Annotated in this window: 21 protein-coding genes and 2 tRNA genes (1 of these 23 running past the window's edge); 14 read left to right on the top strand and 9 right to left on the bottom strand. The window is 42.9% G+C overall.

From position 1 onward, the window contains the following. Nucleotides 1–67 precede the first annotated feature (67 nt). Nucleotides 68–2,011, bottom strand: a complete 1,944-nt coding sequence (locus tag PBT90_RS02035; RefSeq protein ID WP_264811500.1) for a M1 family metallopeptidase — start codon at nucleotides 2,009–2,011, stop codon at nucleotides 68–70. A 176-nt stretch (nucleotides 2,012–2,187) separates the two neighbouring features. On the opposite strand from PBT90_RS02035, the gene PBT90_RS02030 reads away from it, so the two are divergent. The 3 genes from PBT90_RS02030 to PBT90_RS02020 all read left to right on the top strand — a co-directional run bounded on the left by PBT90_RS02030 (nucleotide 2,188) and on the right by PBT90_RS02020 (nucleotide 4,347). Further along, complete coding sequence (locus PBT90_RS02030; RefSeq protein WP_270131280.1) at nucleotides 2,188–4,014, top strand: TonB-dependent receptor plug domain-containing protein; 1,827 nt, start codon at nucleotides 2,188–2,190, stop codon at nucleotides 4,012–4,014. Nucleotides 4,015–4,154: 140 nt separating this feature from the next. Continuing rightward, nucleotides 4,155–4,229, top strand: a tRNA-Val gene (locus tag PBT90_RS02025). Between the two features lie 43 nt (nucleotides 4,230–4,272). Next, nucleotides 4,273–4,347, top strand: a tRNA-Val gene (locus PBT90_RS02020). A 400-nt stretch (nucleotides 4,348–4,747) separates the two neighbouring features. On the opposite strand, the gene amaB is transcribed toward PBT90_RS02020, so the two are convergent. Further along, entirely contained in the window at nucleotides 4,748–6,292 is a 1,545-nt protein-coding gene (gene amaB / locus PBT90_RS02015) for an L-piperidine-6-carboxylate dehydrogenase (protein WP_264808680.1), read from the bottom strand. A 66-nt stretch (nucleotides 6,293–6,358) separates the two neighbouring features. Continuing rightward, nucleotides 6,359–7,384, bottom strand: coding sequence for a DUF4421 domain-containing protein (locus tag PBT90_RS02010; protein ID WP_270131277.1), 1,026 nt, complete (start codon nucleotides 7,382–7,384; stop codon nucleotides 6,359–6,361). A 331-nt stretch (nucleotides 7,385–7,715) separates the two neighbouring features. On the opposite strand from PBT90_RS02010, the gene PBT90_RS02005 reads away from it, so the two are divergent. Together PBT90_RS02005 and PBT90_RS02000 are read left to right on the top strand one after the other, a co-directional pair. Then, nucleotides 7,716–8,492, top strand: a complete 777-nt coding sequence (locus tag PBT90_RS02005) for a glycosyltransferase family 2 protein (RefSeq protein WP_264808678.1) — start codon at nucleotides 7,716–7,718, stop codon at nucleotides 8,490–8,492. A 40-nt stretch (nucleotides 8,493–8,532) separates the two neighbouring features. Continuing rightward, nucleotides 8,533–9,357: an FkbM family methyltransferase gene (locus PBT90_RS02000; protein WP_264808677.1), complete on the top strand. Its 825-nt coding sequence runs from the start codon at nucleotides 8,533–8,535 to the stop codon at nucleotides 9,355–9,357. 21 nt (nucleotides 9,358–9,378) lie between these two features. On the opposite strand, the gene PBT90_RS01995 is transcribed toward PBT90_RS02000, so the two are convergent. Next, nucleotides 9,379–10,089 (bottom strand): glycosyltransferase family 2 protein, encoded by a 711-nt coding sequence (locus PBT90_RS01995; RefSeq protein ID WP_264808676.1) that lies wholly within the window; start codon nucleotides 10,087–10,089, stop codon nucleotides 9,379–9,381. An 82-nt stretch (nucleotides 10,090–10,171) separates the two neighbouring features. Beyond that, on the bottom strand, nucleotides 10,172–11,374 hold the full coding sequence (locus tag PBT90_RS01990; RefSeq protein ID WP_264808675.1) for a pyridoxal phosphate-dependent aminotransferase: 1,203 nt from the start codon (nucleotides 11,372–11,374) through the stop codon (nucleotides 10,172–10,174). A gap of 133 nt (nucleotides 11,375–11,507) precedes the next feature. Here PBT90_RS01990 and PBT90_RS01985 point away from each other — a divergent pair, with 133 nt between their 5' ends. Next, nucleotides 11,508–12,359 (top strand): toxin-antitoxin system YwqK family antitoxin, encoded by an 852-nt coding sequence (locus PBT90_RS01985; RefSeq protein ID WP_264808674.1) that lies wholly within the window; start codon nucleotides 11,508–11,510, stop codon nucleotides 12,357–12,359. On the opposite strand, the gene PBT90_RS01980 is transcribed toward PBT90_RS01985, so the two are convergent. Together PBT90_RS01980 and PBT90_RS01975 are read right to left on the bottom strand one after the other, a co-directional pair. After that, a complete protein-coding gene (locus tag PBT90_RS01980; protein ID WP_264808673.1) occupies nucleotides 12,360–12,887 on the bottom strand; it encodes a YSC84-related protein in 528 nt (175 codons plus the stop codon). It lies immediately after the preceding gene. 30 nt (nucleotides 12,888–12,917) lie between these two features. Then, complete coding sequence (locus tag PBT90_RS01975) at nucleotides 12,918–13,274, bottom strand: YraN family protein (RefSeq protein WP_264808672.1); 357 nt, start codon at nucleotides 13,272–13,274, stop codon at nucleotides 12,918–12,920. A gap of 83 nt (nucleotides 13,275–13,357) precedes the next feature. Here PBT90_RS01975 and lipB point away from each other — a divergent pair, with 83 nt between their 5' ends. The 6 genes from lipB (at nucleotide 13,358) to PBT90_RS01945 (ending at nucleotide 19,182) form a co-directional block, all read left to right on the top strand. Then, on the top strand, nucleotides 13,358–14,083 hold the full coding sequence (lipB, locus tag PBT90_RS01970) for a lipoyl(octanoyl) transferase LipB (RefSeq protein ID WP_264808671.1): 726 nt from the start codon (nucleotides 13,358–13,360) through the stop codon (nucleotides 14,081–14,083). An 88-nt stretch (nucleotides 14,084–14,171) separates the two neighbouring features. Continuing rightward, nucleotides 14,172–14,573: a hypothetical protein gene (locus tag PBT90_RS01965; RefSeq protein ID WP_264808670.1), complete on the top strand. Its 402-nt coding sequence runs from the start codon at nucleotides 14,172–14,174 to the stop codon at nucleotides 14,571–14,573. A 10-nt stretch (nucleotides 14,574–14,583) separates the two neighbouring features. Next, nucleotides 14,584–15,333 carry a 3'-5' exonuclease gene (locus PBT90_RS01960; RefSeq protein ID WP_264808669.1) on the top strand — a complete coding sequence of 250 codons (750 nt, stop codon included), beginning with the start codon at nucleotides 14,584–14,586 and terminating at the stop codon, nucleotides 15,331–15,333. Nucleotides 15,334–15,386: 53 nt separating this feature from the next. After that, complete coding sequence (rnr, locus tag PBT90_RS01955) at nucleotides 15,387–17,588, top strand: ribonuclease R (RefSeq protein WP_264808668.1); 2,202 nt, start codon at nucleotides 15,387–15,389, stop codon at nucleotides 17,586–17,588. After that, nucleotides 17,551–18,549, top strand: a complete 999-nt coding sequence (locus PBT90_RS01950) for a polyprenyl synthetase family protein (protein ID WP_264808667.1) — start codon at nucleotides 17,551–17,553, stop codon at nucleotides 18,547–18,549. The genes rnr and PBT90_RS01950 overlap by 38 nt, the downstream gene beginning before the upstream one ends. A gap of 3 nt (nucleotides 18,550–18,552) precedes the next feature. Then, nucleotides 18,553–19,182 (top strand): rhomboid family intramembrane serine protease, encoded by a 630-nt coding sequence (locus PBT90_RS01945; protein ID WP_264808666.1) that lies wholly within the window; start codon nucleotides 18,553–18,555, stop codon nucleotides 19,180–19,182. 332 nt (nucleotides 19,183–19,514) lie between these two features. Here PBT90_RS01945 and rpmA read toward each other — a convergent pair whose 3' ends face one another. Together rpmA and rplU are read right to left on the bottom strand one after the other, a co-directional pair. Beyond that, nucleotides 19,515–19,775 (bottom strand): 50S ribosomal protein L27, encoded by a 261-nt coding sequence (gene rpmA / locus PBT90_RS01940; RefSeq protein ID WP_264808665.1) that lies wholly within the window; start codon nucleotides 19,773–19,775, stop codon nucleotides 19,515–19,517. A 35-nt stretch (nucleotides 19,776–19,810) separates the two neighbouring features. Further along, on the bottom strand, nucleotides 19,811–20,122 hold the full coding sequence (gene rplU / locus PBT90_RS01935) for a 50S ribosomal protein L21 (protein WP_264808664.1): 312 nt from the start codon (nucleotides 20,120–20,122) through the stop codon (nucleotides 19,811–19,813). 578 nt (nucleotides 20,123–20,700) lie between these two features. On the opposite strand from rplU, the gene PBT90_RS01930 reads away from it, so the two are divergent. Both PBT90_RS01930 and PBT90_RS01925 read left to right on the top strand, forming a co-directional pair. Further along, nucleotides 20,701–21,684, top strand: a complete 984-nt coding sequence (locus tag PBT90_RS01930) for a ribonucleoside-diphosphate reductase small subunit (protein ID WP_264811499.1) — start codon at nucleotides 20,701–20,703, stop codon at nucleotides 21,682–21,684. A gap of 39 nt (nucleotides 21,685–21,723) precedes the next feature. After that, a protein-coding gene (locus tag PBT90_RS01925; protein WP_264808663.1) for a ribonucleoside-diphosphate reductase subunit alpha crosses the window boundary here: on the top strand, nucleotides 21,724–23,146 show its 5' portion. It continues 974 nt past the right edge of the window; only the first 1,423 of its 2,397 coding nucleotides appear in the window; it begins with the start codon at nucleotides 21,724–21,726; its stop codon lies beyond the right edge, outside the window.

Below are 23,146 nucleotides of genomic sequence, written 5' to 3'. Positions count from 1 at the left end.
AAAAAATAGCTTACAGCTACCATAAGATAAAAAATGCCCGGATTACCGTCCGGGCATTTTTAGTTACTTATTTGTTATCGTAAAGCGCTTGTGGCCAATTATCATTTCCTAGATTAATATCCGGAAGGATTTTATCAGGATCGATTACCACAGACTCGATTTTCTTCTCGGTTTTGATCAGGTGATTCCAAGTATCTCCTCTTTGCCAGATCTCCACTGGGAGCATTTTGCGCTCCGTAGTACCATCGTCATAGCTGATTTCTAGCAGCACCGGCATAGGAATCTCTCCTTTGTTGCTCAATACTACCACATAATTTCCCGCATAAGGAATCACCGCGCTGATACCTAGATCGATATTTCCGGTACCTGTGAACCAACCATTCCAGAACCAAGAAAGATTCTCTCCTGCCACATTGTCCATATGGTTAAAGAAGTCAGAGGGCTGAGGATGCTTGTAAGCCCAAGTTTTGATATAGGATCTAAACGCATTGTCAAATCGCTCATGACCCAAAATATACTCTCGAAGCATCAACAGTCCCATCGCAGGCTTGTTATAAGCGAGCATTCCAAGATTACTGATATTAACCACATCAGGGTAAGTGTCTATGCCTTCTCTGGTTTCGCTGGTGAAGAAATTAACATACCTTCTGGTTTGATTCAAATTGGAAGGATACTCCCCGTCATTGAAGGCCAAAGTACTGTAGTGGTTGATGAAAGTATTGAAACCCTCATCCATCCAAGCATATCTACGCTCGTTGGTTCCAACGATCATGGGGAACCAGTTGTGTCCAAACTCATGATCAGTCACTCCCCAAAGTCCTTCCCCTTTGGAATTGTAGCTACAGAAGTTCAATCCCGGGTATTCCATCCCTCCAATGTCAGCTGCTACGTTCGTAGCACTGGCGTAGGGGTACTCAAACCACTTTTCTGAATAATGCTCGATAGAGGCCTTACTGTATTCTGTAGACCTGGCCCATGCTTCCTGACCATCGGATTCTTTTGGATAGACAGATTGGGCCAGAATTTTCTTTCCGCTAGGAAGATCGATTTTTGCAGCATCCCAGATGAATGCTCTTGAAGCAGCAAAGGCTACATCACGGCTGTTTTCTATGGCAAACTCCCAGGTAATAGTCCCGTCTTGCTTAGGCCTGGTCAGTTCCGTATTTCCCAATTCATCCGCTGTGATCAACATTACTGTAGTATCGCTTTCTTGTGCTTTTGCGTAGCGATTTTGAAGTTCCTTACTCAGTACTTCCTTAGGATTCAATAGTTCCCCCGACCCTACTACTACATAGTCGTAAGGAACCGTCACGGAATATTCAAAGTCCCCATACTCCAGATAAAACTCACCTGCTCCAAGGTACGGATCCACATTCCATCCTTCTATATCGTCGAAAACAGCAACCTTTGGATACCACTGCGCAAACGCGTAGATCCAGCCATCTTCAACTTCCAATCTTCCCATCCTGTCCATTCCTTCTACCGGAACTTTGAAAGAGAAATCCATTGAGACAGTCGCTGTTCCACCATTGGCAGGGATAGGTTCATTGAACCAAACTTGCATTCTGGTGTCGCTCACAATGTACTTATTTGAAGTAGAGCCTTTAGAACCCACTTTGGCCTGAAGATTTGCGATGTCATAGCCACCGTCAGTATCACCATTGTAGCGATTACCCTGAATCGGTGTGGTCAGCGTACCTCTGGAGTCTTCCTTAAATCTGTTTTGCTCCATCTGCATCCAGATAAAGTCCAAGGACTCCGGGCTGTTATTGGTGTAACTTAGCGTGATACTCCCCGACAAGGTGTGCGCTTCCTCGTCCAGCGTCACGTTGATTTCATAATCTGCCTCATTTTGCCAGTAGCCCACATTAGGCTTGCCTGAAGCCGAGCGGGTATAGGTACCCTTTCGGTTCATGAACTCCCCAAACTCGGCCTGGTTGTTCTCCTTGACTTGCTGCGCAAAAGAAGTACTAATTCCTGTCAGACTGGCTCCGGCAAGAAGTAGCGTCATAAATAATTTACTTCTCATAATTCATATTTGGTTTAGCCCCAAAAATAGACATTGTGATGGATCCATCCATTGAATATTACACAAGTGTAGCCTGATTAACATTTTTTTGAAATAAAGCAGTATTGCAAAAGGCTTTTTTTAACCCCACTTTTGAAGCCTCAAACGCATACATTTTCATGAAAAAATTAATTCTTCTGGTCTTTTTGTCTTCACTTTCAAAAGAGGTTTTTGCTCAAAATGACAGCACTGCACAAAACTTACAGGAGGTTTTGGTGCATGAAAACAGGATACAGATCCCCTTTTCCAAGCAAAGTAGAAACTTGACCATAGTCAGTAAAATGCAGCTTGAAACTACCCCTGCCCGGAGCTTACCGGAAGTTTTGTCCTTCGTACCCGGAGTGGATGTGAGGCAAAGAGGCGTGACTGGTGTGCAGGCAGACGTGGGGATACGAGGCGGGTCATTTGACCAGACACTGATGCTGCTGAACGGCATCAAGCTGACAGATCCGCAAAGTGGACACATGATGATGAACATCCCCATCCCTATGGTCAACATAGACCGGGTGGAGGTCCTTAAAGGCCCTGCTTCCCGTATTTTCGGGCAAAATGCCTACACCGGAGCCATCAATGTCATCACCGAACTGAGCGACTCCAAATATGCCAGAATCCAGGGGTATGCTGGGGATTTCGGCATGAAAGGGATCAATTTCGCCAGTTCATTGCCACTTGGAAACTACAAGCAAAACCTGGCATTTTCCCACGACGACTCGAATGGTCATTGGTACAATTCAGATTATAAAGTCAATAACATTTTCTATGAAGGAGGCTTGGATTTGGGAGAAAATCAAACGCTGAAAGGCATGGTCGCCTATGCAGATCGGGATTTTGGGGCAAATGGATTCTATGCCAGCACTTACCCTGATCAGTACGAAAGCATACAGACTACCCTAGCCTCCCTGAGCCATACTTTGGATCTGAAGAATTTCTTTCTGAACACCCGTGCCTACTGGCGAAAAAATGCTGATGAATACCTGCTGCGAAGAAACGAACCGGAGTTTTACAAAAACAACCATTTGAGTAATGTCTATGCATTGGAAGCAAATGGGAATTTCAAAACTGGACTTGGAACCACCGGATTCGGAGTAGAAACCAGAAAAGAAGTACTGGAAAGCACCAATTTGGGTGATCAAGAACGCACACTTACCGGTTTGTTTTTAGAACAACTTGTGAATATAGGTGACCAGGTAGATCTGCGAGCAGGGCTGTACTCCAACTACTATTCTCAGTATGGCTGGAAGCATTTCCCCGGAGCAGAGCTGGGCTTCCAGGCAAGCGAAAGCCTGAGGTTTTACACGGGTTATGGGGTGAGTTACCGCATTCCGACCTACACCGACCTGTACTATGTGGGTCCCACAAACATAGGAAACGATGAGCTTCAACCTGAGCAAGCGCAGAATTATGAGATAGGTGCCAAATGGAGCAAATCCGGCATCCACGCAGAATTAGTGTATTACAACCGTCACACTGACAATCTCATAGACTGGGTAAGACCAGATGAGGACACCCCATGGCAACCTCAGAATTTCAACGAAGTCACTTTTAACGGAATTGAGGCATCTCTAAGCTATAAGCTAAGTCCCACTGGACAAAGCATACAGATCAAGGAGTTTTTACTCTCCTATAATTACATAGATGCAAACCAAGTGCAGCAGCCTGGTATAGAAACACGATATGCGTTGACGGCTTTGAAAAACCAGCTGATCGGAGGAGTACTGCTAGGAATTGGCCAAAAATTCGAATGGAACACCAAGGTCAGAAATGTAGAGCGAATGAATCAGGATCCCTATTTTCTACTGGACATGAGAGCTGATTACAACAGAAGCGGGAAGTTAGGATTCTTTGCCGAAGCGTCTAATATCACCAATACGGAATACGTAGAAGCAGGCACTGTACAAATGCCCGGCAGGTGGTTCAGGGCAGGATTTATGTTGAATTTTGAATAAGCTCTTAAAGGAAAATAAATTACTACCTCATTATCAACCGATTATTCCATCTGTATTAAAAAAAAATAACACAACATTTGCGACAAATGAAATTCAAATTACCTTTGCATTCCCTTACGGAAGGAAAGGGAAACAAAGATGGGAGTTTAGCTCAGTTGGTTCAGAGCATCTGCCTTACAAGCAGAGGGTCGGGGGTTCGAATCCCTCAACTCCCACATTTTATTCTTTATGCTCAATTGTGAGTAAAAAACACTTCTTGGGAGTTTAGCTCAGTTGGTTCAGAGCATCTGCCTTACAAGCAGAGGGTCGGGGGTTCGAATCCCTCAACTCCCACAAAATCCCGGATTTACATTCGGGATTTTTTGTTTTAAGTGCTACCAATTCTATAAAACAAAATATGATATATATCCGCTTTTCTGCCATTAAGGAGGCTCAAGCAATATAGCACATGTTAAACTTTAGAATTGAGGCCTCTTCAGCCTTTCCCGCTCCTGCGGGAGTCTTCGGTCACTTGTATTGAGCGCAGTCGTAGTATCGGTCTTCCGACCAGATAAGCGAAAGATCTAAGGTGACAGGCATCATTTCGGATAATCATAAAACAAATTAAAGCATATTTAAAAAACTCCGGATCCTCATAGTTTTCATGTGTTTATAATTTTTTTTTAAGGTCACATGGAATCTTCGCATGAATTATAATCATCCCTCTGTGTGTCGCTTCGGGACATGCTTGATTTCATATATCAAACTTAATCCCCTGTGCCAAAGGCAAAGTAGAGGAGTAATTGATGGTATTGGTCTGCCGGCGCATGTAAGCTTTCCAGGCATCAGAACCTGATTCACGACCTCCACCGGTTTCTTTTTCACCCCCAAAGGCCCCTCCGATTTCAGCTCCTGAAGTCCCTATGTTCACATTGGCAATACCGCAATCCGAACCTGCCACAGAGAGGAAAGCTTCCGCTTCCCGCATATTGAGGGTCATGATAGCCGAAGATAAGCCTTGAGGAACGGCATTTTGTATGGCAATAGCCTCTTCTAAGGTTTCATACTTGATCAGGTAAAGAATAGGCGCAAAAGTCTCATGCTGCACTATTTCGTAATGATTTTCTGCTTCATAAATAGCAGGTTTCACATAGCATCCCGACTCAAAACCTTGACCTTCCAGAAGTGCTCCTTCCACTACTGCTTTCCCTCCGGCAAGTTTCACTTGCTCTAGCGCATCCAAATACATCTTTACCGCATCTTTATCAATGAGCGGACCTACGTGGTTTTTTTCATCCAAAGGATTTCCTATCACCAGTTTACTGTAAGCCGAGGCCAGTCTTGATTTCACTTCCTCGTAGACTTTTTCATGTATTATCAATCGACGAGTACTGGTACAGCGCTGACCTGCTGTTCCCACTGCACCAAATAGCGCCCCGCGAATGGCCATATCCATATCCGCATTTTCAGTGATGATAATGGCATTGTTGCCGCCTAGCTCCAAAAGTGATTTGCCCAGCCTAGCTCCTACAGTCTGAGCTACTATTTTCCCCATACGAGTGGAGCCTGTGGCAGAAACCAACGGAATCCTCACATCCTGGCTCATCATCTCCCCTACTCGATAATCCCCATTTACCAAGGAGCAGATGCCCTCTGGCATGCCATGCTTTGAAAATACTTCCCCTGCAATCAATTGACAGGCTATGGCCGATAGAGGTGCTTTTTCTGAAGGTTTCCATACACATACATCTCCGCAAACCCAGGCCAAGGCTGAATTCCAGGACCATACGGCCACCGGGAAGTTAAATGCAGAAATAATCCCAACAATTCCCAATGCATGCCACTGCTCATACATCCGGTGGCCGGGACGCTCGGAATGCATAGTCAGCCCATAGAGCTGCCTAGATAAGCCAACTGCAAAATCACAGATATCTATCATTTCCTGCACTTCACCCAGGCCTTCCTGATAAGATTTCCCCATTTCGTAAGAAACGAGCTTCCCCAGATCAGCTTTCTTCTCGCGTAAGGCATTCCCGATTTCACGCACGATTTCTCCGCGCTGTGGAGCAGGAACCTTCCTCCAGCTTTCAAATGCTACCTGTGCCCGGGCTATGACTTCTTCATAGGTTTCCCGATCGGTCACTTGCACTTTGCCTATCAGCACAGCATCTGCCGGGCTGATGGAAGAGATTGATCCTTCTCCGGAATCTATCCAATCTGATCCTGTAGACGCTCCTAGGTTTTCAGTCTTAATCCCAAGTCTTTTAAGTGATTCTTGAATACCAAATTGATCTGCCATTGTTATTGGGTTTTTATGCGTTTGAAGCCATGCAAAACTATCTGAAATAGTCTGATGGGATTTAAATTACTCTTTTATCACAATCCGCACAGGATTTACCTTGTTGAATTTTTGCTTAAAACTCTTGCCTGCATAGATCTTATAGATGAAATTAATTCTATAATCACCTGTATTCACTGCCTGATCATAGGGACCAGTTTCAATTAAATTCAAATTCTTATACACGTAGCTGGTAGTAATGGAAAATCTCGGACCATTATACCCGAAAAAACCTCTCAAGTAATACGTAGGTGCCACACCCCATTTCTTATACTCCTCCACATTCCTCCATTTGGTGTAGCCCCCACTTAGATTGACAGATGCGACCCCCGTGAGGTAAAAGCTTTTCCAAAACACAAGAGTCCCAGCCATACCCGCATTTGGGCCTGCCATAAAGTAACTGGCTCTGTCGAAATTAATCACATCTGTCTCTGGATTAGATGGCAGTAGCAGTGAATCTCCATGCATATTACCCCCGTACCCTTCAAATCCTATAAATGGGGAATACGCTGATTTTTTTTGGATGGAAGACTGATTCCAAGCTGCAGCAATGGACAATTTGTCTCCAAAGAACAAGTAATTCAAATTGATCCCCAAAGACATTTGACGCAAATCCTCTCTTAGGTAATCTTCGTCAGCATAAGTCCTGTTTTCCGCATCTATCTTGTATCCGTTGTAAAATTGTCCGAAGAAATCCACAATCACCTTTGGCGCATAGATATGGGACTGCAAATCCAAATTGCCCGGCCAATCCCCAATCTTGTCCGGATAAAGAAAGCTCACGGGAAAGGAAGCATTAATGGTCAGATCCTGATAGGTAAACCCTAGGCCCATTTTCAATCCTGTGTTGGGCACTAAAGTGAGTCGCTCCTGTGTCTCAGGCACCTTAGCCACCAGTTTGGTGTATTTCCTACTGAAAAACAATCGAGTAGCCATTACGTCACGCGAACTCTCCACATAAGTGGAATCGTAGCGTAGATTAAGATTCTGGGCAAAGGTGGGGAGGCTGAAAAGCAGCATAAATAAGACAATAGCAACCTTTGCTCGGATCATAGTGATATAGGTAATCGCAGACCGAAAGTTCATCAAAAAAACAGCAAAAAAAAATCCGGATCGTAATCCGGATTTTTTTCAAACAAGTTGAGTTGGAAAAGTGGATCGGTTAAAATCCTGTGTCTTAAAGAATGAAATACTATTGAAAAGTTGTTTAATCACCATTTTAAAGTTATAAATTCAACAGAAGAATACAAACTTTTAACACATTTATTTACCTGAAAACCAAATAAATACCTTTAATTCATCTTTCACTCAAAAGATAAGCAAAGCTTAATCCTGCAATTATTACCAACTTGACAAGTCATATTCATCAAACCTTTTTAGTTCATTGAATCCAAAAGTATCCATAATTATCCCCTGCTACAATCAAGGGCACTTTCTCAAAGAAACCGTAGAATCTGCTGTAAATTCAGCTTACCCTACTCTTGAAATCATTATCGTCAATGATGGCTCTACGGATAATTCAGAAGAAATAGCCGAACAACTCACCGAAAGCTATTCCAATGTAGCTTTACTAAATCAACTAAACTCCGGAGTCACCACTGCAAGAAATGCCGGAATCGAATTTGCCTCTGGCAAATACATTTTACCACTGGATGGAGATGATTTGATCGCCCCAAACTACATTTCAGAAGCAGTACAGGTTCTGGAAAAAAGCCCCAAGGTGAAGGTAGTATATTGCGAAGCTGTGAAGTTTAATGAGAGTGGTTCCAAAGAATGGAAATTAAAACCCTTTAGCAGGCAAGCCTTGGCAAAAGACAATATGATTTTCGTCAGTGGGATTTTCCGAAAGTCAGACTGCATGGCAGTCGGGGGCTTTAGCACTGATATGAAATGTGGCCGGGAGGACTGGGAGTTCTGGATCAAAATGCTAAAAAACGGCGGAGAAGTGGTAAAACTTCCTTTTGTTGGTTTCTACTACCGTCTGCACTCAGGAAGTAAGCGAAAAAAAACAGGCTCAAATCAAAAAAAACGAGAGCGAATAGCTTACCTCAATAAACACCATGCTGCGTTCTTTGAGCGTGAATTAAATGGACCGCTTCGCTTTCAACGGACTTGGTCAAAGCCTTATAACAATCTCATGAAATGGCTAGGCAAACTCTGAGAAGAGAACAACACATACTAAAACCCCTTAAAAACTAATATTGATCACGCCACAAGTAAAATCTGCATTCAAAACTTATTGGAAACACCTGAGATTTAAGCTCAGCGCTAGAGATAGTTTTATTTTCTTATTCTATTACCGTTTTTTCTACTCTCCCAAAGAAGGCTGTTTGCCCGACTTCCTTTCCCAATATTCCCTTTCAAAAAAGACGGATTTCTATGTGATTCAGGTAGGTGCAAATGACGGGATCACTAATGACCCAATCCACAAATTCATCAAAAGAGACCGGTGGAAAGGGGTTCTGCTGGAGCCACAGCCTGAAGTATTCAGAGAATCTTTAAGCAAAATCTACAAAAACCACCCCGGGCTAACTCCTATCTGTGCGGCAATTGGTTACAATGACGGTTCCCAAAAATTATATAAAATCGGGTTTAGTACCATGAGATGGGCAACTGGACTGGCTTCCTTTTCAGAAGAGAAAATAAAAAGCCTTTTTGACGAGGGGATAGTACAGAAAAACTGTGAGAAGAATGGATTAGAAATTCCAAGTGATCCTGATCAACAGATTACATCTGAAGAAGTCAAGGTTATTAGTCCTGAAACACTCATCAAAACCTACTCAATTCACCAAATTGACCTTCTCCAAATAGATGCAGAAGGCTTTGACCTTGAAGTCGTGAAGATGTTTGATGTGAAGAAAACCAAACCTAATGCTATTATTTTCGAAAATGAGAACCTCAACCCCCATGACCTAGAAGAATGCTATCGGCTACTTATATCCGAAAATTATAGTCTTAGAGAATTTGGCAGGGATACCTTGGCTGTAAAAAAAGAACTGGTTCAATTCGCTCACTTTTTCAATTAGGGGATTAGACCTATTAAATCATCAGATCTTATCCATCCCCTTCCAGAACTTCAGGAAATAGTATTTCAGGGGATTGCTGTATTTCAGTTGCTTCCATGGCCTGCTCGCATGAGGTCTATGCCATACTGGACTGTTCATAAGCACATGATTCTTGAATCCGAGTTCTATGGACTTTTTAGAAATAAACGTGTCATACCAGTCCTTTGCCTCATCCAAAGCTGCAAAATCATAAGCCTCCAAAAATGCCCGTGAAAACAGTGTACAGCAAAAGCTCAAACTACGACTAGTATCAATCACCGGCTCTTTCACACCTTTGAATTTCAAGTACGGAAAATTCACCACACCCCCTTCATCCACTGTCACTGCCCCCACTAAGCCGGATTTTGCCTGGCCTTCCTGAAACTTCAACATTACCTCTATGGTATTCTTCTCCACCACTACATCTGACTCCACTACTATAAAAGGAAGCTGAGCTTCATTGGCTAGCTTATGAGTCATCTGAAGCACGAGTTTGTAATTAGGAGAAGGGTGGTCCGTATGATCTTCCAGATGAACTAACTCATAACCAATGTCAGCTTGTTGTGCTTCCAGCCCGGCTTTGGTCTCCACAGTGCTGAAATCGTTAAAAATAATATGACGAACAGGCACAGTAGAAGCGGCTATTGCTCTAGCTGTATCCAGTGTAGTATCCAGGGAATTTTTAACGGGAGTGATTACGATTACTTCAGCCATGGGGTAAGTTTTCCCAAAAATAGTCCTTTCTTTTTTGGCAAAAAATAACCCCGACGTTTGCCGGGGTTAAGTATTGGTTGTATTAAGCTAATTCGCCAAGTGCTTTTTTCATTCTTCCCAGGGCATCTACCAGTTCTTCGTCTGACGCAGCATAAGAAAGCCTGATACAATCCGGTGCTCCAAAAGCCGCTCCAGTCACTAAGGACACATGAGCCTCGGCTAACAGGTACAAGCATAGATCACTGGCATCGTTTATAGTATGCCCTTTTGCAGACTTGCCAAAGAAAGCTGTCACGTCTGGGAAGAAGTAAAATGCTCCTTCAGGTACGTGGGTCTTAATCCCTGGGATGTCACGCAATAAGTCCAACACCAATCCTCTTCTTCTCAGGTAAGCGTCAGCCATTTCAGTAGACGGAGTCTGATCACCTGTGATGCCAGCAAGAGCAGCTCGCTGCGCGATACCCGTACCTCCTGAAGTAAACTGACCTTGGATTTTCTCTACAGCCTTGGCCATCCAAAGAGGCGCACAGATGTAGCCCACTCTCCAGCCAGTCATAGCATAGCCTTTAGAGAATCCGTTTACAGTGATAGTTTTGTCAAACATGCCTGGGAAAGAGGCGATGCTATAGTTTCTACCGGCAAAGTTGATCTTCTCGTAGATTTCATCTGCGATGACCATTATATTGTCATGCTTCTTCACTACATCTGCGATGGCTTCCAGCTCTTCTTTGCTGAATACAGATCCAGTAGGGTTACAAGGAGAGGAGAAAATCACGCCTTTGGTTTTAGGCGTGATCGCTGCTTCAAGTTGAGCTGCGGTAGCCTTGAAGTTATTTTCCAGTGTACCTTCGATCAAAACAGGCACACCGCCTGCCAGCTTGATGATCTCCGCATAACTTACCCAGTAAGGAGAGAAAATCACTACTTCATCCCCTTCATTGATCATGCACATAAAGACATTGGCAATGGAGTGCTTTGCCCCTGTGGAAACTACCACATGCTCTACCTTGGCTTCGGCGATTTCATTTTCTTCACGAAGCTTCTTTGCGATAGCTTCTCTCAGATCTTGATAACCTGCTACTGGGGGATAAGAAAAATACTTGCCTTCGTCTATGGCAGACTTGGCCGCCTCCTGGATGTGCTTAGGAGTCTTAAAGTCAGGTTCGCCTAAACTGAGGCTGATGATGTCAGTTCCTTGAGATTTCAGTTCTCTTGCTTTTTTTGCCATGGCAAGAGTGGCTGATTCCTCCATATTGATTATCCGGTCTGATAAGATAGAGTTCATTGTTTGAGAGATTTTTTTACAAATTCCACAAAAATAGAGAGAAGATTATAAAATCTAAACAATCCACTGCTTTTGATCTCGAAATGTTATTTTTGGGTAAAATACACCAAAGTAAATTGCGTTTTCCTTTACGATGAGTAGATATTATATCAGTTTTATTTTCCTGTTCTTTTTGAGCGGAGCCACTTTTGCCCAAAACGAAGAATCGAACCCCAAAGCTGACCCGGACAGCAGCGGAGTAGTGAACTCTGCCTTGCTGCCCACGACTATGCCCTTGCTGCTCTTTGATGATTCCAAGGAGAAGGAGGAAAAGAAGGAGAAAAAGAAAAAAGCCCGCAAAAATGAATGGTTTGGGATCAAAACCAGAAAGGGCTACACGCGCCAGGAATTCCGCGGTCAGCAAGTCATAGAATATTTTAACTATACCGATGCCGAGCGCAGGCCTGACCCCTATATCCGTGATGTATATTGGTACGATCCGCAAGAGCGGGCAGTAAACTCAGATGGCTACGTGGTGGGCGAAGGATATTTGCTTCATGGCCCATACGAAAGAGTAGTCAACGAGCAAGTAGTCGAAAGCGGGATGTTCTACTATGGCACCAAACATAAGACCTGGATGCTTTTTGATTCGGAGAATGTACTGCAGGACAAAAATCACTTCGAAGCAGGATGGCCCAGGGAGTCCAGGATCAGATATTACGACCAGACCAGCAAGTCAATCAAAGAAATCATCCCGGTACAATACGACCTGGAAGAAGGCAATTATTACCATTTCTACGAAGACCAACAGGTGGCGGTCACCGGAGAATATGAATACGGGGAAAAAGTGGGCTTATGGACCGAATACTGGGACACTGGAAACACCAAAGCGATCCGCAAACGGGAAATCCAGTATCAGGAACAGGCTTATACCAAAAATTTCCGCCCCTACATTCGTGCAGAATGGGATAAGGACGGAAATTTGGTTTACCGAAAGGACAATTGATTATTTCTCGCGGAACTTGAATTGCTGGCCACCTACAGAGGCCTCATACATCAAGCCGCCTTTTGTTCGGGTAAAAACGGCCACTCCGTCAATATATTTGGCATTGGCAGATGCTCCTGAAGCTGCGGCTACTGCTGAAACCTGCGCAGACATTTCCACATTATTGGCTTTGAAGCGGTCAAAAGCAGCCGAATCTTCGAAGAAAACCACTTCAGAATAAGCCTGTCCGCCGGCCTGAAAACCTATGGTTACCTGCGTCATTTTTGCATACCCCACCTGCTTTCCTCCTTGAAAGGCCACACCATTTCCGGCAGCCCCACCTATCCCTAGCCCTCCTTTTCCTACATTTGGTAGGATAATATATCCATAGGATGAGTCAAAAAGATCCTGCATTCCCGGATCGTCTTTAATAAATGCAGCTTTGGCTTCCTGACTGTCTTCTTCGATTTGTCGGTCTTTCTTTTCGCTCTGCGCAAAAGTCAAAACTGCCATCATGGCAAACAGGATGGTAAACGTTAATTTCTTCATGATATTGTGGTATTGAAACTGTGGTGATAATTAATAAAAAGCATCTTCAAAATGACGGAAATTGATATTCCCGTGTCGATCCTTATAAACGCCAACTATATCAAAACGGATATCATGATGCCAATCATTTTCATAAATATAATGGTCAGCTGCTTTGATAATCAGCCTGCGCTTGGTGGAATCTACAAACTCCTCCGCAAAACCAAAGCCAGTTCCAGACCTGAACTTAACTTCTACAAAAATCAGCAGCCCTTTATGCTTTAAAATCAAATCTATCTCTGAGTGGGAGTACCTGTAATTGGTATCCAATAGTTCGTACCCTTTTTGCACCAACCAGTCAGCTGCTAGCTGCTCTGCCAATCTTCCAGAATCATTATGCTCTGCCATCTTGGAAATTGTTTAATTTTGAAAAATCAATGAACGAACCCAGTGGGTGTTCAGTTTGAAAAGTAAATCCCTCGGACTAGCCGATGAATGAAATTATCAATAAAAAAGTAGAATTCCGAGACCTCGGCAACATGGATTACCAGGAAGCCTGGGATTATCAGGAGAAGCTTTTTGCCGCCATCGTTGACTTAAAAATCAAAAACAGGGGATTACAGCCTTCAGAGCAATCACCCACTTCGAATTACGTGTTATTTGTCGAGCACCCACATGTGTACACCCTGGGCAAAAGCGGCAAAGAGGAAAATCTACTATTGGATCAAAAAGGACTGGAAGATCACCAGGCTCAATATTATAAAATCAATCGTGGAGGCGATATCACCTATCATGGCCCTGGGCAGCTGGTAGGCTACCCGATATTGGACCTGGATAATTTCTTTACGGACATCCACAGGTACCTCAGGTTACTTGAAGAATCCATTATTTTGACTTTGGCAGATTATGGCGTAGAGGCTGGTAGGATTGATGGACTCACAGGAGTATGGATAGACCATATAGCCCAGCAAAATCCCAGAAAAATATGTGCAATGGGAGTCAAGTCCAGCCGATGGGTCACCATGCACGGCTTTGCATTCAATGTCAATGCGGATATCAGTTATTTTGGCCACATTATCCCATGTGGGATAGATGATAAAGCAGTGACATCTCTGCATCTTGAACTAGGCAGACCAGTGGATCTACAGGAGGTTAAAATAAAAGTACAGGGCCATTTGAAGGATTTATTTGAAATGGACACCACAGCTTCAATTTGAAATGAAGCATGTAGTTGGCGACACACAGCGGAATGATTATCCATGGTGCGAGATTCCATATAACCTTTGAAAGACAAACTATAAACAGATGAAAAAAGATATTGATTTCAGCCCGGTCACAGGTGTGAAAGTGGCCATTGCGAGAGAAGAAACCGACAGCGGTACGCAGTGGGGTGTTTACATCATTAACCTGAACCTGATCGAATTGAAGCACGTCATGATCACTTCCCGAGGCTACGGTGAAATCAATGGAGAAACCAAAAAAACCTCTACCCTTCGCCATGTGATCGAGGAGCTGGGAGAGCAATCTGTGGCCAAAGTAGAAAGCATAGATCCCGCCGTATTTGCACTGACCAATGAATTCTGGGTGAGTTACTATATCATGGACCAGATTTTTGATAAAAAGTTTATCTTTACTTCAGGTAGTTTTGACCCAGGCTTTATCAAAATGATTCCGGAAATTGGTCTGGAAGGAGTTCTCCACTCGTAAACCATCGCTTATGGCAGATTTTTTTGATCACTTGAATGACATCCTTTTCCTCGACATTGAGACAGCCTCATTGACGGAGAAATTTGAAGATCTGCCCGAGCGAATCCAAGAAGAATGGCTGAAGAAAGAAAGGTTAATCCAATCCTCGGCTGATCAAAATGAGCCCGGAGATCTATATTTCGACCGGGCAGGAATCCATGCTGAATTTGGGCAGGTAGTATGTGTGGGAGTGGGCTATTTCCAATGGAAAAAGAAGGACAAAAAGCTGGTATTCCGGTCAAAATGTTATGCAGATCCGGAGGAAAGGGAACTTCTTTTGGAATTCAAGGCTTTGTTAGAAAAGAAAAAATGGATTCTTTGCGCCCATAACGGTAAAGAATTTGATTTCCCATACCTATGTCGCAGAATGCTGGTGCAGGGAATTGCTCTTCCGGAGCCTTTGCAGATTGCAGGCAAAAAGCCATGGGAAGTTCGCCATCTTGACACGATGGAATTGTGGAAATTCGGAGATTATAAACATTACACCCGATTAGAACTTTTAGCTTCGATTTTTGCAGTACCCTCATCCAAGGATGATCTGGACGGAAGTCAGGTCAACACCACTTTTCATCTGGAAAAGGACGTGGAGAAAATCAAAAAGTACTGCTTGAAAGACGTAGAAGTGACTGCAAGGGTCTTTTTGGCCATGCATCCACAGCAGGAAGAACTGGAGATCGAAATCATCCAATTAGAAGATTCAAAAAAAGATCACAAAGATTAATGGGCGCAGGGACATAAATCTTTTTACCTTAACCCTAATCAACAACCCAAATCATGGGAAGAAAATCAGACAGAAAAAAAACAAGTAAAAATAGAAAAGGAAAACACACTGATGCAGCCAGCCTGGCGCGTCAAATCCTTCAATTTTTAGACGCTCACTACGGTGAGGAATTTAACGCAAAACAGCTCATCAAAAAGCTGGAAATCCGAGATGCGGTCACCAAAGGAGGCGTAGAGCCAGTACTCAGCAAACTGGTGGAAGCTGGCTCGGTATCCAGAAATCCCAGAAACTACTATTCCTCTACTAAGGATCCAGAGTTCATTGAAGGTGTAGTAGATTTTGTAAATCCTAGGTTCGCATTTATAGTACCTCTAGACCCTGAGAAAACCGAAGGAGACATTCTGGTCAAGGAGGCAGACTTAAAACAAGCACTGGACGGAGACAAAGTTCGGGTGATGATCTACCCCTTAAAAGGGAAAACCGGCCGGATTGAAGGTCGGGTATTAGAAGTAATCGAAAGAAACCGGGACGAATTTGTAGGGCGAGTAGAAATCTCTCCTCGTTTTGCATTTGTGGTGCCGGACTTTAAAAAAATGCACAAAGACATCTTCGTACACCGAGGAGGTCTAAATGGAGCCCAGCACGGCGAAAAAGTAGTGGTCAAACTCACCGAATGGAGAGAAGGTGACAAAAACCCCACTGGTGAAGTATCCCGGGTCCTTGGCAAAGCCGGAGAGCACGAAGTAGAAATACATTCTATCATGGCCGAATTTGGATTGCCTTTTGAATACCCAGAAGAACCTGAAAAAGAAGCGGAAGCCATATCGGACAAAATCACCGCTAGGGAGATAAAGAAGCGAAAAGATTTCAGAGATGTCTTGACCTTTACTATAGATCCCGCAGATGCGAAAGATTTTGATGATGCCATTTCCTATCGTAAGCTAGCAAATGGAAACCACGAAATCGGAGTTCATATCGCCGATGTGACACATTATGTACAGCCCAAAACTTCACTGGAGAAAGAAGCCTACAATAGAGCCACTTCTGTGTACCTAGTAGACCGCACCATCCCAATGCTACCGGAACGCCTCAGCAATGGACTTTGCTCCCTGCGTCCAAACGAAGACAAACTGACATTTGCCTGCGTTTTTGAAGTGGATGATCAAGCAAATGTGAAAAAACACTGGATAGGCAGGACCGTCATTCACTCCGATAGACGTTTTGCTTATGAGGAGGCTCAAGAAAATATAGACAATCAGTCTGGAGACTTTTTTGAGGAGCTGACTTTACTGAATAATCTAGCGAAGCAAGTACGGAAAAAGAGGTTCCAGCATGGAGCAGTGAACTTCGAAACCGTAGAGGTCAAATTCAAATTGGATGAAAAAGGCACCCCGCTAGGCCTGATGGTAAAGGAGCGCAAAGACATCCACAAGCTGATTGAGGAGTTCATGCTGCTGGCAAATAAATATGTGGCGGAGTTTATCTTCAATAAAAACAAAGGCAAAGACACCTTTGTATATAGAACACATGACTTCCCTGACATGGAGAGATTGGAGACCTTTTCAGGCTTTGCAAAGCGCTTTGGGCACCCATTTGAAATAGAAAATGAAAGGACGATTTCCACAGCCTTAAACAAACTGATGGATGAGATCCAGGGCAAACCAGAGCAGAATGTTTTGGAACAGCTGGCGATAAGAAGTATGGCCAAAGCGAAATACACCACAGAGCCGAAAGGGCACTTCGGTTTGGCTTTTCCGCACTATTCCCACTTCACTTCACCGATCAGAAGATACCCTGACATGATGGTTCACCGACTACTTGAGTTATATTTGGAAGGTGGAAAGTCTCCAGACCCGGAAGCTTGGGAGCAAAAATGTGTTCATTCATCGGAACGTGAAAAACGTGCATCCGATGCAGAAAGAGCCTCCATCAAGTACAAGCAAGTAGAATTCATGTCTCTAGCCGAAGACAAAGATTACGAGGGAATAGTAGCAGGAGTTACAGAATGGGGCGTATTCGTAGAGATCACCGAAACAAAGTGTGAAGGCATGATCCGAGTACAGGACATGGATGACGATTACTATGATTTTGATCAGAAAAACATGAGACTGATCGGATCGAAAACAAAAAAAATGATCACTTTGGGAGACAAAGTGGTGGTCAGAGTAGTTAACACAGATATTGACCGTAGAACTATAGATTTGGAATTTGCTGATAATGACAAAAAGAAGCCACGCGCCCGCGCTGTTAGGTAAACTAGAGACCTTTATCCAAAACCTCCCAGAGGAAATCGGGATGGGTAACAACCCCAAAGAACTTTATGATCCCATTACCTATATTTTAGGCTTAGACGGCAAGAGAATCAGGCCTCTGCTCAGTTTGCTAGCCTATGGTATCTACGCAGATAAGCCGGATCAAATCCTAAGCCAAGCAGCGGCGGTAGAAGTCTTTCACAATTTCACACTGATGCATGATGACATCATGGACAATGCCCCGCTGCGTAGAGGCAGAGATGCTGTCCATGTGAAGTGGAATCGGAATATCGCCATTCTCTCCGGGGACGTGATGCTGGTCAAGGCATACGACTTATTGCTGGCTACAGGCCCCGAGCATCTCCAAGTAATCCTTAAGTCCTTTAACAAAACAGCCTCTGAGGTTTGTGAAGGCCAGCAGCTAGATATGAATTTCGAATCTGAAAGACATGTCAATGAAGCCGATTACCTGACCATGATTCGTCTCAAAACCGCTGTTTTATTAGGTTTTGCCCTAAAGCTAGGAGCCACTTTAGCAGGAGCCGAAGAGCAAGATGCCCAAAAACTCTATGATTTTGGAGTAAATGTAGGCGTAGGATTTCAGCTCAAAGATGACCTGCTGGATGTATTTGCAGATCAGGAAAAATTTGGCAAACAGGTAGGTGGAGATATCATTTCCAATAAAAAAACCTTCTTACTGATCAAAGCTTTGGAACTAGCTACCGGCGAGGAAGCCAGGTTACTGAATCACTGGCTGGACAAATCGCAATTTGACAAGGAGGAAAAAGTAGCAGCTATAAAAGGCATCTATGAAAGGCTGGGAATCCGCAAACTGACTGAAACAAAAATGAACTCATTCTTCGAAGAGGGATTTGCGCAGCTCGACACCATCAAATACAACAATGAAGACTACTACCTGGAACTCCGACAAATCACTGAGGAGCTGATCCATCGAGAAAAATAATCCATGAATTTATCCATTACTGTAGTCATCATCATCCTGACTGCCATTACTAGTTTTTACGGTATCAACAACCCTGCATTCCTAGAACGCTGGATGTTTACCCCTTACAAAATCAAAAGGAATCAGGAATGGGACAGATTTGTCACCTCGGGTTTTATTCACAAAGACTATATCCACTTATTCTTCAACATGTTCACCTTCTACTTCTTTGGGGGCGTGGTGGAGCAAGTGTTGAGCTATAAATTTGGGTCCATCTTAGGAGGTGTTGTATTCGTGTTTTTCTATATTTTGGCGATCATAATTTCAGATCTTCCGACCTATTTCAAAAATAAAGACAACAGCTACTACAGAGCTCTAGGGGCATCAGGAGGCACTGCAGCTACCGTGTTTGCAAGCATCATCATCATGCCCTTGTCAGACATCTGCCTGTTTGGTATTCTATGCCTTCCAGGGTTTATTTTGGGGATTCTCTTTTTGCTATATTCTTATTTTAAAGGCAAAAATCAGGACGATGCGATCAACCATGACGCGCATTTATTCGGAGCCTTATTCGGGATATTTTTTATCCTGGCCATTGCTCCGGAAAGTGCCAGCTCATTTCTTAACCAAATCTTAAGTTACAAGCCTTTCTAATCATCCCAGAAGTCAAACGAAGAAGCCCAACCGAATCTTTCAAGAGTCAGTTGGGCTTCTTTGTAAATGTCGCTTAAAAAATCACAAATCCAGATTTTGCACTGAGAAGGGAAGACAAAGCCTTTAATGCAAAGAAATCAGGCATTTAAGAAATAAGGAAAAGCTCCGCTAGATAAATGCGTTAAATAAAACGTGGCGAGTGATTTTGAAGCTTTTTAGATTCAGAACAGAACTCCTAATCCATTTTAAATCAAAGTCTGCCCGGCACTAAACAACAAAAGAGCCTCTTCGACTGAAGAGGCTCTTTTTATACTTCTTGAAGTTAAAGCTGATTAAGCTTCAGCTGGCAATACGCTTACGTATGATTTGCCATCGAATTTCTTTCTGAAGGTAACTACACCGTTTGCAGTAGCAAACAAAGTATGGTCCTTACCTAGGCCTACGTTTTCACCTGGGTGATGCTTAGTACCTCTTTGTCTTACAATGATATTTCCAGCGATTACCTGCTCGCCACCAAATTTCTTCACACCCAATCTTTTGGAATGCGACTCTCTACCGTTTTTGGAACTACCGACGCCTTTCTTGTGTGCCATGGTTTTATTCTTTTATTGTTTTCCGAAGAGAAAACTTAGATTGAAATACTTTCTATCAATACTTTGGTGAAGTCTTGTCTGTGACCGTTCTTCTTCTTGTAGCCCTTACGGCGCTTCTTTTTGAAGACGATTACTTTATCACCTTTTACATGATCTAGGACCTTCCCAGATACCTTCGCTCCTGCCAAAAGGGGAGCTCCTACAGACACAGATCCATCAGCTTCTGCCAATAGCACCTGGTCAAATTCCACGGAAGCGCCAGTCTCTGCGTCTAGCTTTGGAGCATAGACAAACTGATCTTGCGTTACTTTGAACTGCTTTCCTGCGATGTTTACAATTGCGTACATATTTCTAGATTCTTTTGAAATCGGAGTGCAAATATAAGGAAGATCAATCGAACAAAAAAACCACCTTGTAAAATATTAAATCTACCTACCTTTGAATCGAAAGCTGAAGTCAAAAACACCATAGAATTTCTTTTTTGAAAGGCAAAATTCAGGTAAAACAAATTTCAATTTGAGGAGAAAAATTTATTCAATCGACTGAGCTTCAAATTATTGAATCTGACTTAATTCAGCCTTCAGAAATTGACCCGAGTTCAGGTTTTGTCTTGAATTTTGGTTGATAAACATTTTTCAAGTTTTTTAAAATTATTTCAAACCCTTAAAAACAGCCCTTTTAATTAATCTAAAACTTTATTTAAAAATTGATTACAAGCTGATATTTAACAGTTTATATAGTTTTTGACCCCCGTTTAAAAAACACCTTAAACAAGAGGTTCACGGGTTTTATTTCCCGATTTTCATCCACATATTTGTTCAAAGGCTGTTCTACAAAGGCAGCTTTTGCCATCTCTAGTCGGGAGTAATCACCTGACAATCATTTCAAAAAAAGCAGTTTTAATTATTTACAGTAATAATCGAGTATCATGTCCTTAGAACCCATATTACAAGAGAACAAAAACCGTTTTGTATTATTCCCTATCCAGCACGACGACATCTGGCAATTCTACAAGAAAGCTGAGGCTAGTTTCTGGACAGCTGAGGAGATCGATCTAGGCCAAGATATGGTAGACTGGAAAAATCTGAATGATGGAGAACGTCATTTTATTTCTCATGTCTTGGCATTTTTTGCGGCAAGTGACGGGATCGTAAATGAGAATTTGGCTGAGCACTTTGTATCTGAAGTACAATATACAGAGGCTAAATTTTTCTATGGTTTCCAGATTGCCATGGAAAATATTCACTCTGAAACTTACAGTCTGTTAATAGACACTTACGTAAAGGATGCTGCGGAGCAAGATAAACTGCTCAATGCAATCGAACATATAGACTGTGTAAAGAAAAAGGCAGACTGGGCACTGAGATGGATTGATAATGGAAACTTCCAAGAGAGACTGATTGCCTTTGCTGCAGTAGAGGGGATTTTCTTTTCGGGTTCATTCTGCTCCATATTCTGGCTCAAGAAAAGAGGACTGATGCCAGGGCTTACTTTTTCCAACGAATTGATTTCCCGTGACGAAGGACTGCACTGTGATTTTGCCTGTCATCTATATACAAAGCATCTGAATCACCAACTCCCTAAGGAAACCGTCACAGAGATCATCAAAGATGCAGTGGAGATAGAGAAAGAATTCGTGACTGATGCCCTTCCTGTGCGTTTGATCGGTATGAACGCTGACCTAATGTGTCAGTATATAGAATTTGTTGCAGATAGACTATTAGTTGAGCTAGAATGTGACAAAGTTTGGAACAGCACCAATCCATTCGACTTTATGGATATGATCTCCCTTCAAGGTAAAACCAATTTCTTCGAAAAGAGAGTAGGTGACTACCAAAAAGCTGGAGTCATGAAAAACAACGACAGTAAAGATGATTCGCCAAGATTCTCGATTGGCGAAGATTTCTAATAGAACCCCTTTTTTCCATTACCCTAAAATCCCAAAGAAATGCTTGTATTAAAAAGAGACGGACGACGAGAATCAGTAAGATTCGACAAAATCACAACAAGAATAGAAAATCTATGCTATGAATTAGATCCCAAATTCATTCAGCCTATCGATGTAGCCAAAAAGGTGATCGATGGTCTATATGATGGGGTATCTACTACAGAGCTGGATAATCTTGCCGCAGAAGTCTGCGCATCTCTGACAGTGAAGCACCCGGACTACGCAATACTAGCAGCTAGAATAGCCATTTCTAACCTCCATAAGACCACCAGCCAGTCTTTTTCAAATACCATGAAAAGACTGTACACGCATGTCAATCCAAAGACTGATGAAAATGCAGCGCTTTTGGATCCGGAGGTATATGGTATCATCAAGAAAAACGCGGCAAAACTAGACGCTGCTGTGGACTACAAAAGGGATTTTGGGTATGATTATTTTGGGTTCAAGACTTTAGAGAGAAGTTACTTGATCAAGCTAAACGGCAAAGTGGTAGAACGACCGCAGCACATGTTAATGCGCGTGGCCGTAGGGATTCACAAAGATGACTTGGATTCGGTCATAGAAACCTATAATCTACTTTCAGAAAAATGGTTTACCCATGCCACTCCTACGCTCTTCAATGCGGGCACACCAAAACCACAACTTTCATCGTGCTTCCTATTGACGATGAAAGACGACAGCATTGACGGTATATATGATACGCTTAAGCAATGTGCTAAAATCTCGCAATCTGCCGGAGGAATTGGCCTATCTATACATCATGTCAGAGCTAAGGGTTCTTACATCAAAGGCACTAACGGAGTTTCGAATGGGATAGTACCCATGCTTCGAAACTTTGATATGACCGCAAGGTATGTAGATCAAGGAGGAGGAAAGCGAAAGGGAAGTTTTGCGATTTATCTAGAGCCTTGGCATGCTGATATCAAGGATTTCTTAGAACTAAAGAGAAACCATGGTAAAGAGGAAATGAGAGCCAGGGATCTATTCTATGCACTTTGGATTCCTGATTTGTTTATGAAGCGCGTTGAGCAAAATCTCGAATGGTCATTATTTTGCCCGCATGAGGCTCCAGGCCTATCTGAGGTTCATGGAGAAGAGTTTGAAAGATTGTATGAAAAATACGAAAGAGAAGGCAAAGCCAGAGAAACGATCAAAGCGCAAGAACTTTGGTTTGAGGTACTCGAATCTCAGATAGAGACCGGGACTCCTTATATGCTATACAAGGACGCTGCCAATGGTAAGTCCAATCAGAAAAACTTAGGTACTATCAAATCCTCCAACCTTTGTACTGAAATCATAGAATACACTGCTCCTGATGAAGTAGCAGTATGTAACTTAGCCTCTTTAGCACTTCCTAAGTTTGTCACAGAAGGGCCAGACGGGAAATTGATGTTTGATCATCAAAAACTATATGAAATCACCA

The organism is Algoriphagus sp. TR-M9 (assembly GCF_027594545.1).
Classification (GTDB): Bacteria; Bacteroidota; Bacteroidia; order Cytophagales; family Cyclobacteriaceae; genus Algoriphagus; species Algoriphagus halophytocola.
Note: the sequence above shows the minus strand (reverse complement) of the source record. Positions and strands in the feature narration are given on the sequence as shown.

Bases quoted from the DNA above. Each gene is read 5' to 3' on its own strand.
- PBT90_RS01995 (WP_264808676.1), bottom strand. From the start codon at position 10,089: ATGGCTGAAGTAATCGTAATCACTCCCGTTAAAAATTCCCTGGATACT.
- lipB (WP_264808671.1), top strand. From the start codon at position 13,358: ATGAATGAAATTATCAATAAAAAAGTAGAATTCCGAGACCTCGGCAAC.
- PBT90_RS01945 (WP_264808666.1), top strand. From the start codon at position 18,553: ATGAATTTATCCATTACTGTAGTCATCATCATCCTGACTGCCATTACT.
- PBT90_RS01975 (WP_264808672.1), bottom strand. From the start codon at position 13,274: ATGGCAGAGCATAATGATTCTGGAAGATTGGCAGAGCAGCTAGCAGCT.
- PBT90_RS01980 (WP_264808673.1), bottom strand. From the start codon at position 12,887: ATGAAGAAATTAACGTTTACCATCCTGTTTGCCATGATGGCAGTTTTG.
- PBT90_RS02030 (WP_270131280.1), top strand. From the start codon at position 2,188: ATGAAAAAATTAATTCTTCTGGTCTTTTTGTCTTCACTTTCAAAAGAG.
- PBT90_RS02010 (WP_270131277.1), bottom strand. From the start codon at position 7,384: ATGATCCGAGCAAAGGTTGCTATTGTCTTATTTATGCTGCTTTTCAGC.
- PBT90_RS01960 (WP_264808669.1), top strand. From the start codon at position 14,584: ATGGCAGATTTTTTTGATCACTTGAATGACATCCTTTTCCTCGACATT.
- PBT90_RS01990 (WP_264808675.1), bottom strand. From the start codon at position 11,374: ATGAACTCTATCTTATCAGACCGGATAATCAATATGGAGGAATCAGCC.
- amaB (WP_264808680.1), bottom strand. From the start codon at position 6,292: ATGGCAGATCAATTTGGTATTCAAGAATCACTTAAAAGACTTGGGATT.
- rnr (WP_264808668.1), top strand. From the start codon at position 15,387: ATGGGAAGAAAATCAGACAGAAAAAAAACAAGTAAAAATAGAAAAGGA.
- PBT90_RS01985 (WP_264808674.1), top strand. From the start codon at position 11,508: ATGAGTAGATATTATATCAGTTTTATTTTCCTGTTCTTTTTGAGCGGA.
- rpmA (WP_264808665.1), bottom strand. From the start codon at position 19,775: ATGGCACACAAGAAAGGCGTCGGTAGTTCCAAAAACGGTAGAGAGTCG.
- PBT90_RS01965 (WP_264808670.1), top strand. From the start codon at position 14,172: ATGAAAAAAGATATTGATTTCAGCCCGGTCACAGGTGTGAAAGTGGCC.
- PBT90_RS01950 (WP_264808667.1), top strand. From the start codon at position 17,551: ATGACAAAAAGAAGCCACGCGCCCGCGCTGTTAGGTAAACTAGAGACC.
- PBT90_RS02035 (WP_264811500.1), bottom strand. From the start codon at position 2,011: ATGACGCTACTTCTTGCCGGAGCCAGTCTGACAGGAATTAGTACTTCT.
- rplU (WP_264808664.1), bottom strand. From the start codon at position 20,122: ATGTACGCAATTGTAAACATCGCAGGAAAGCAGTTCAAAGTAACGCAA.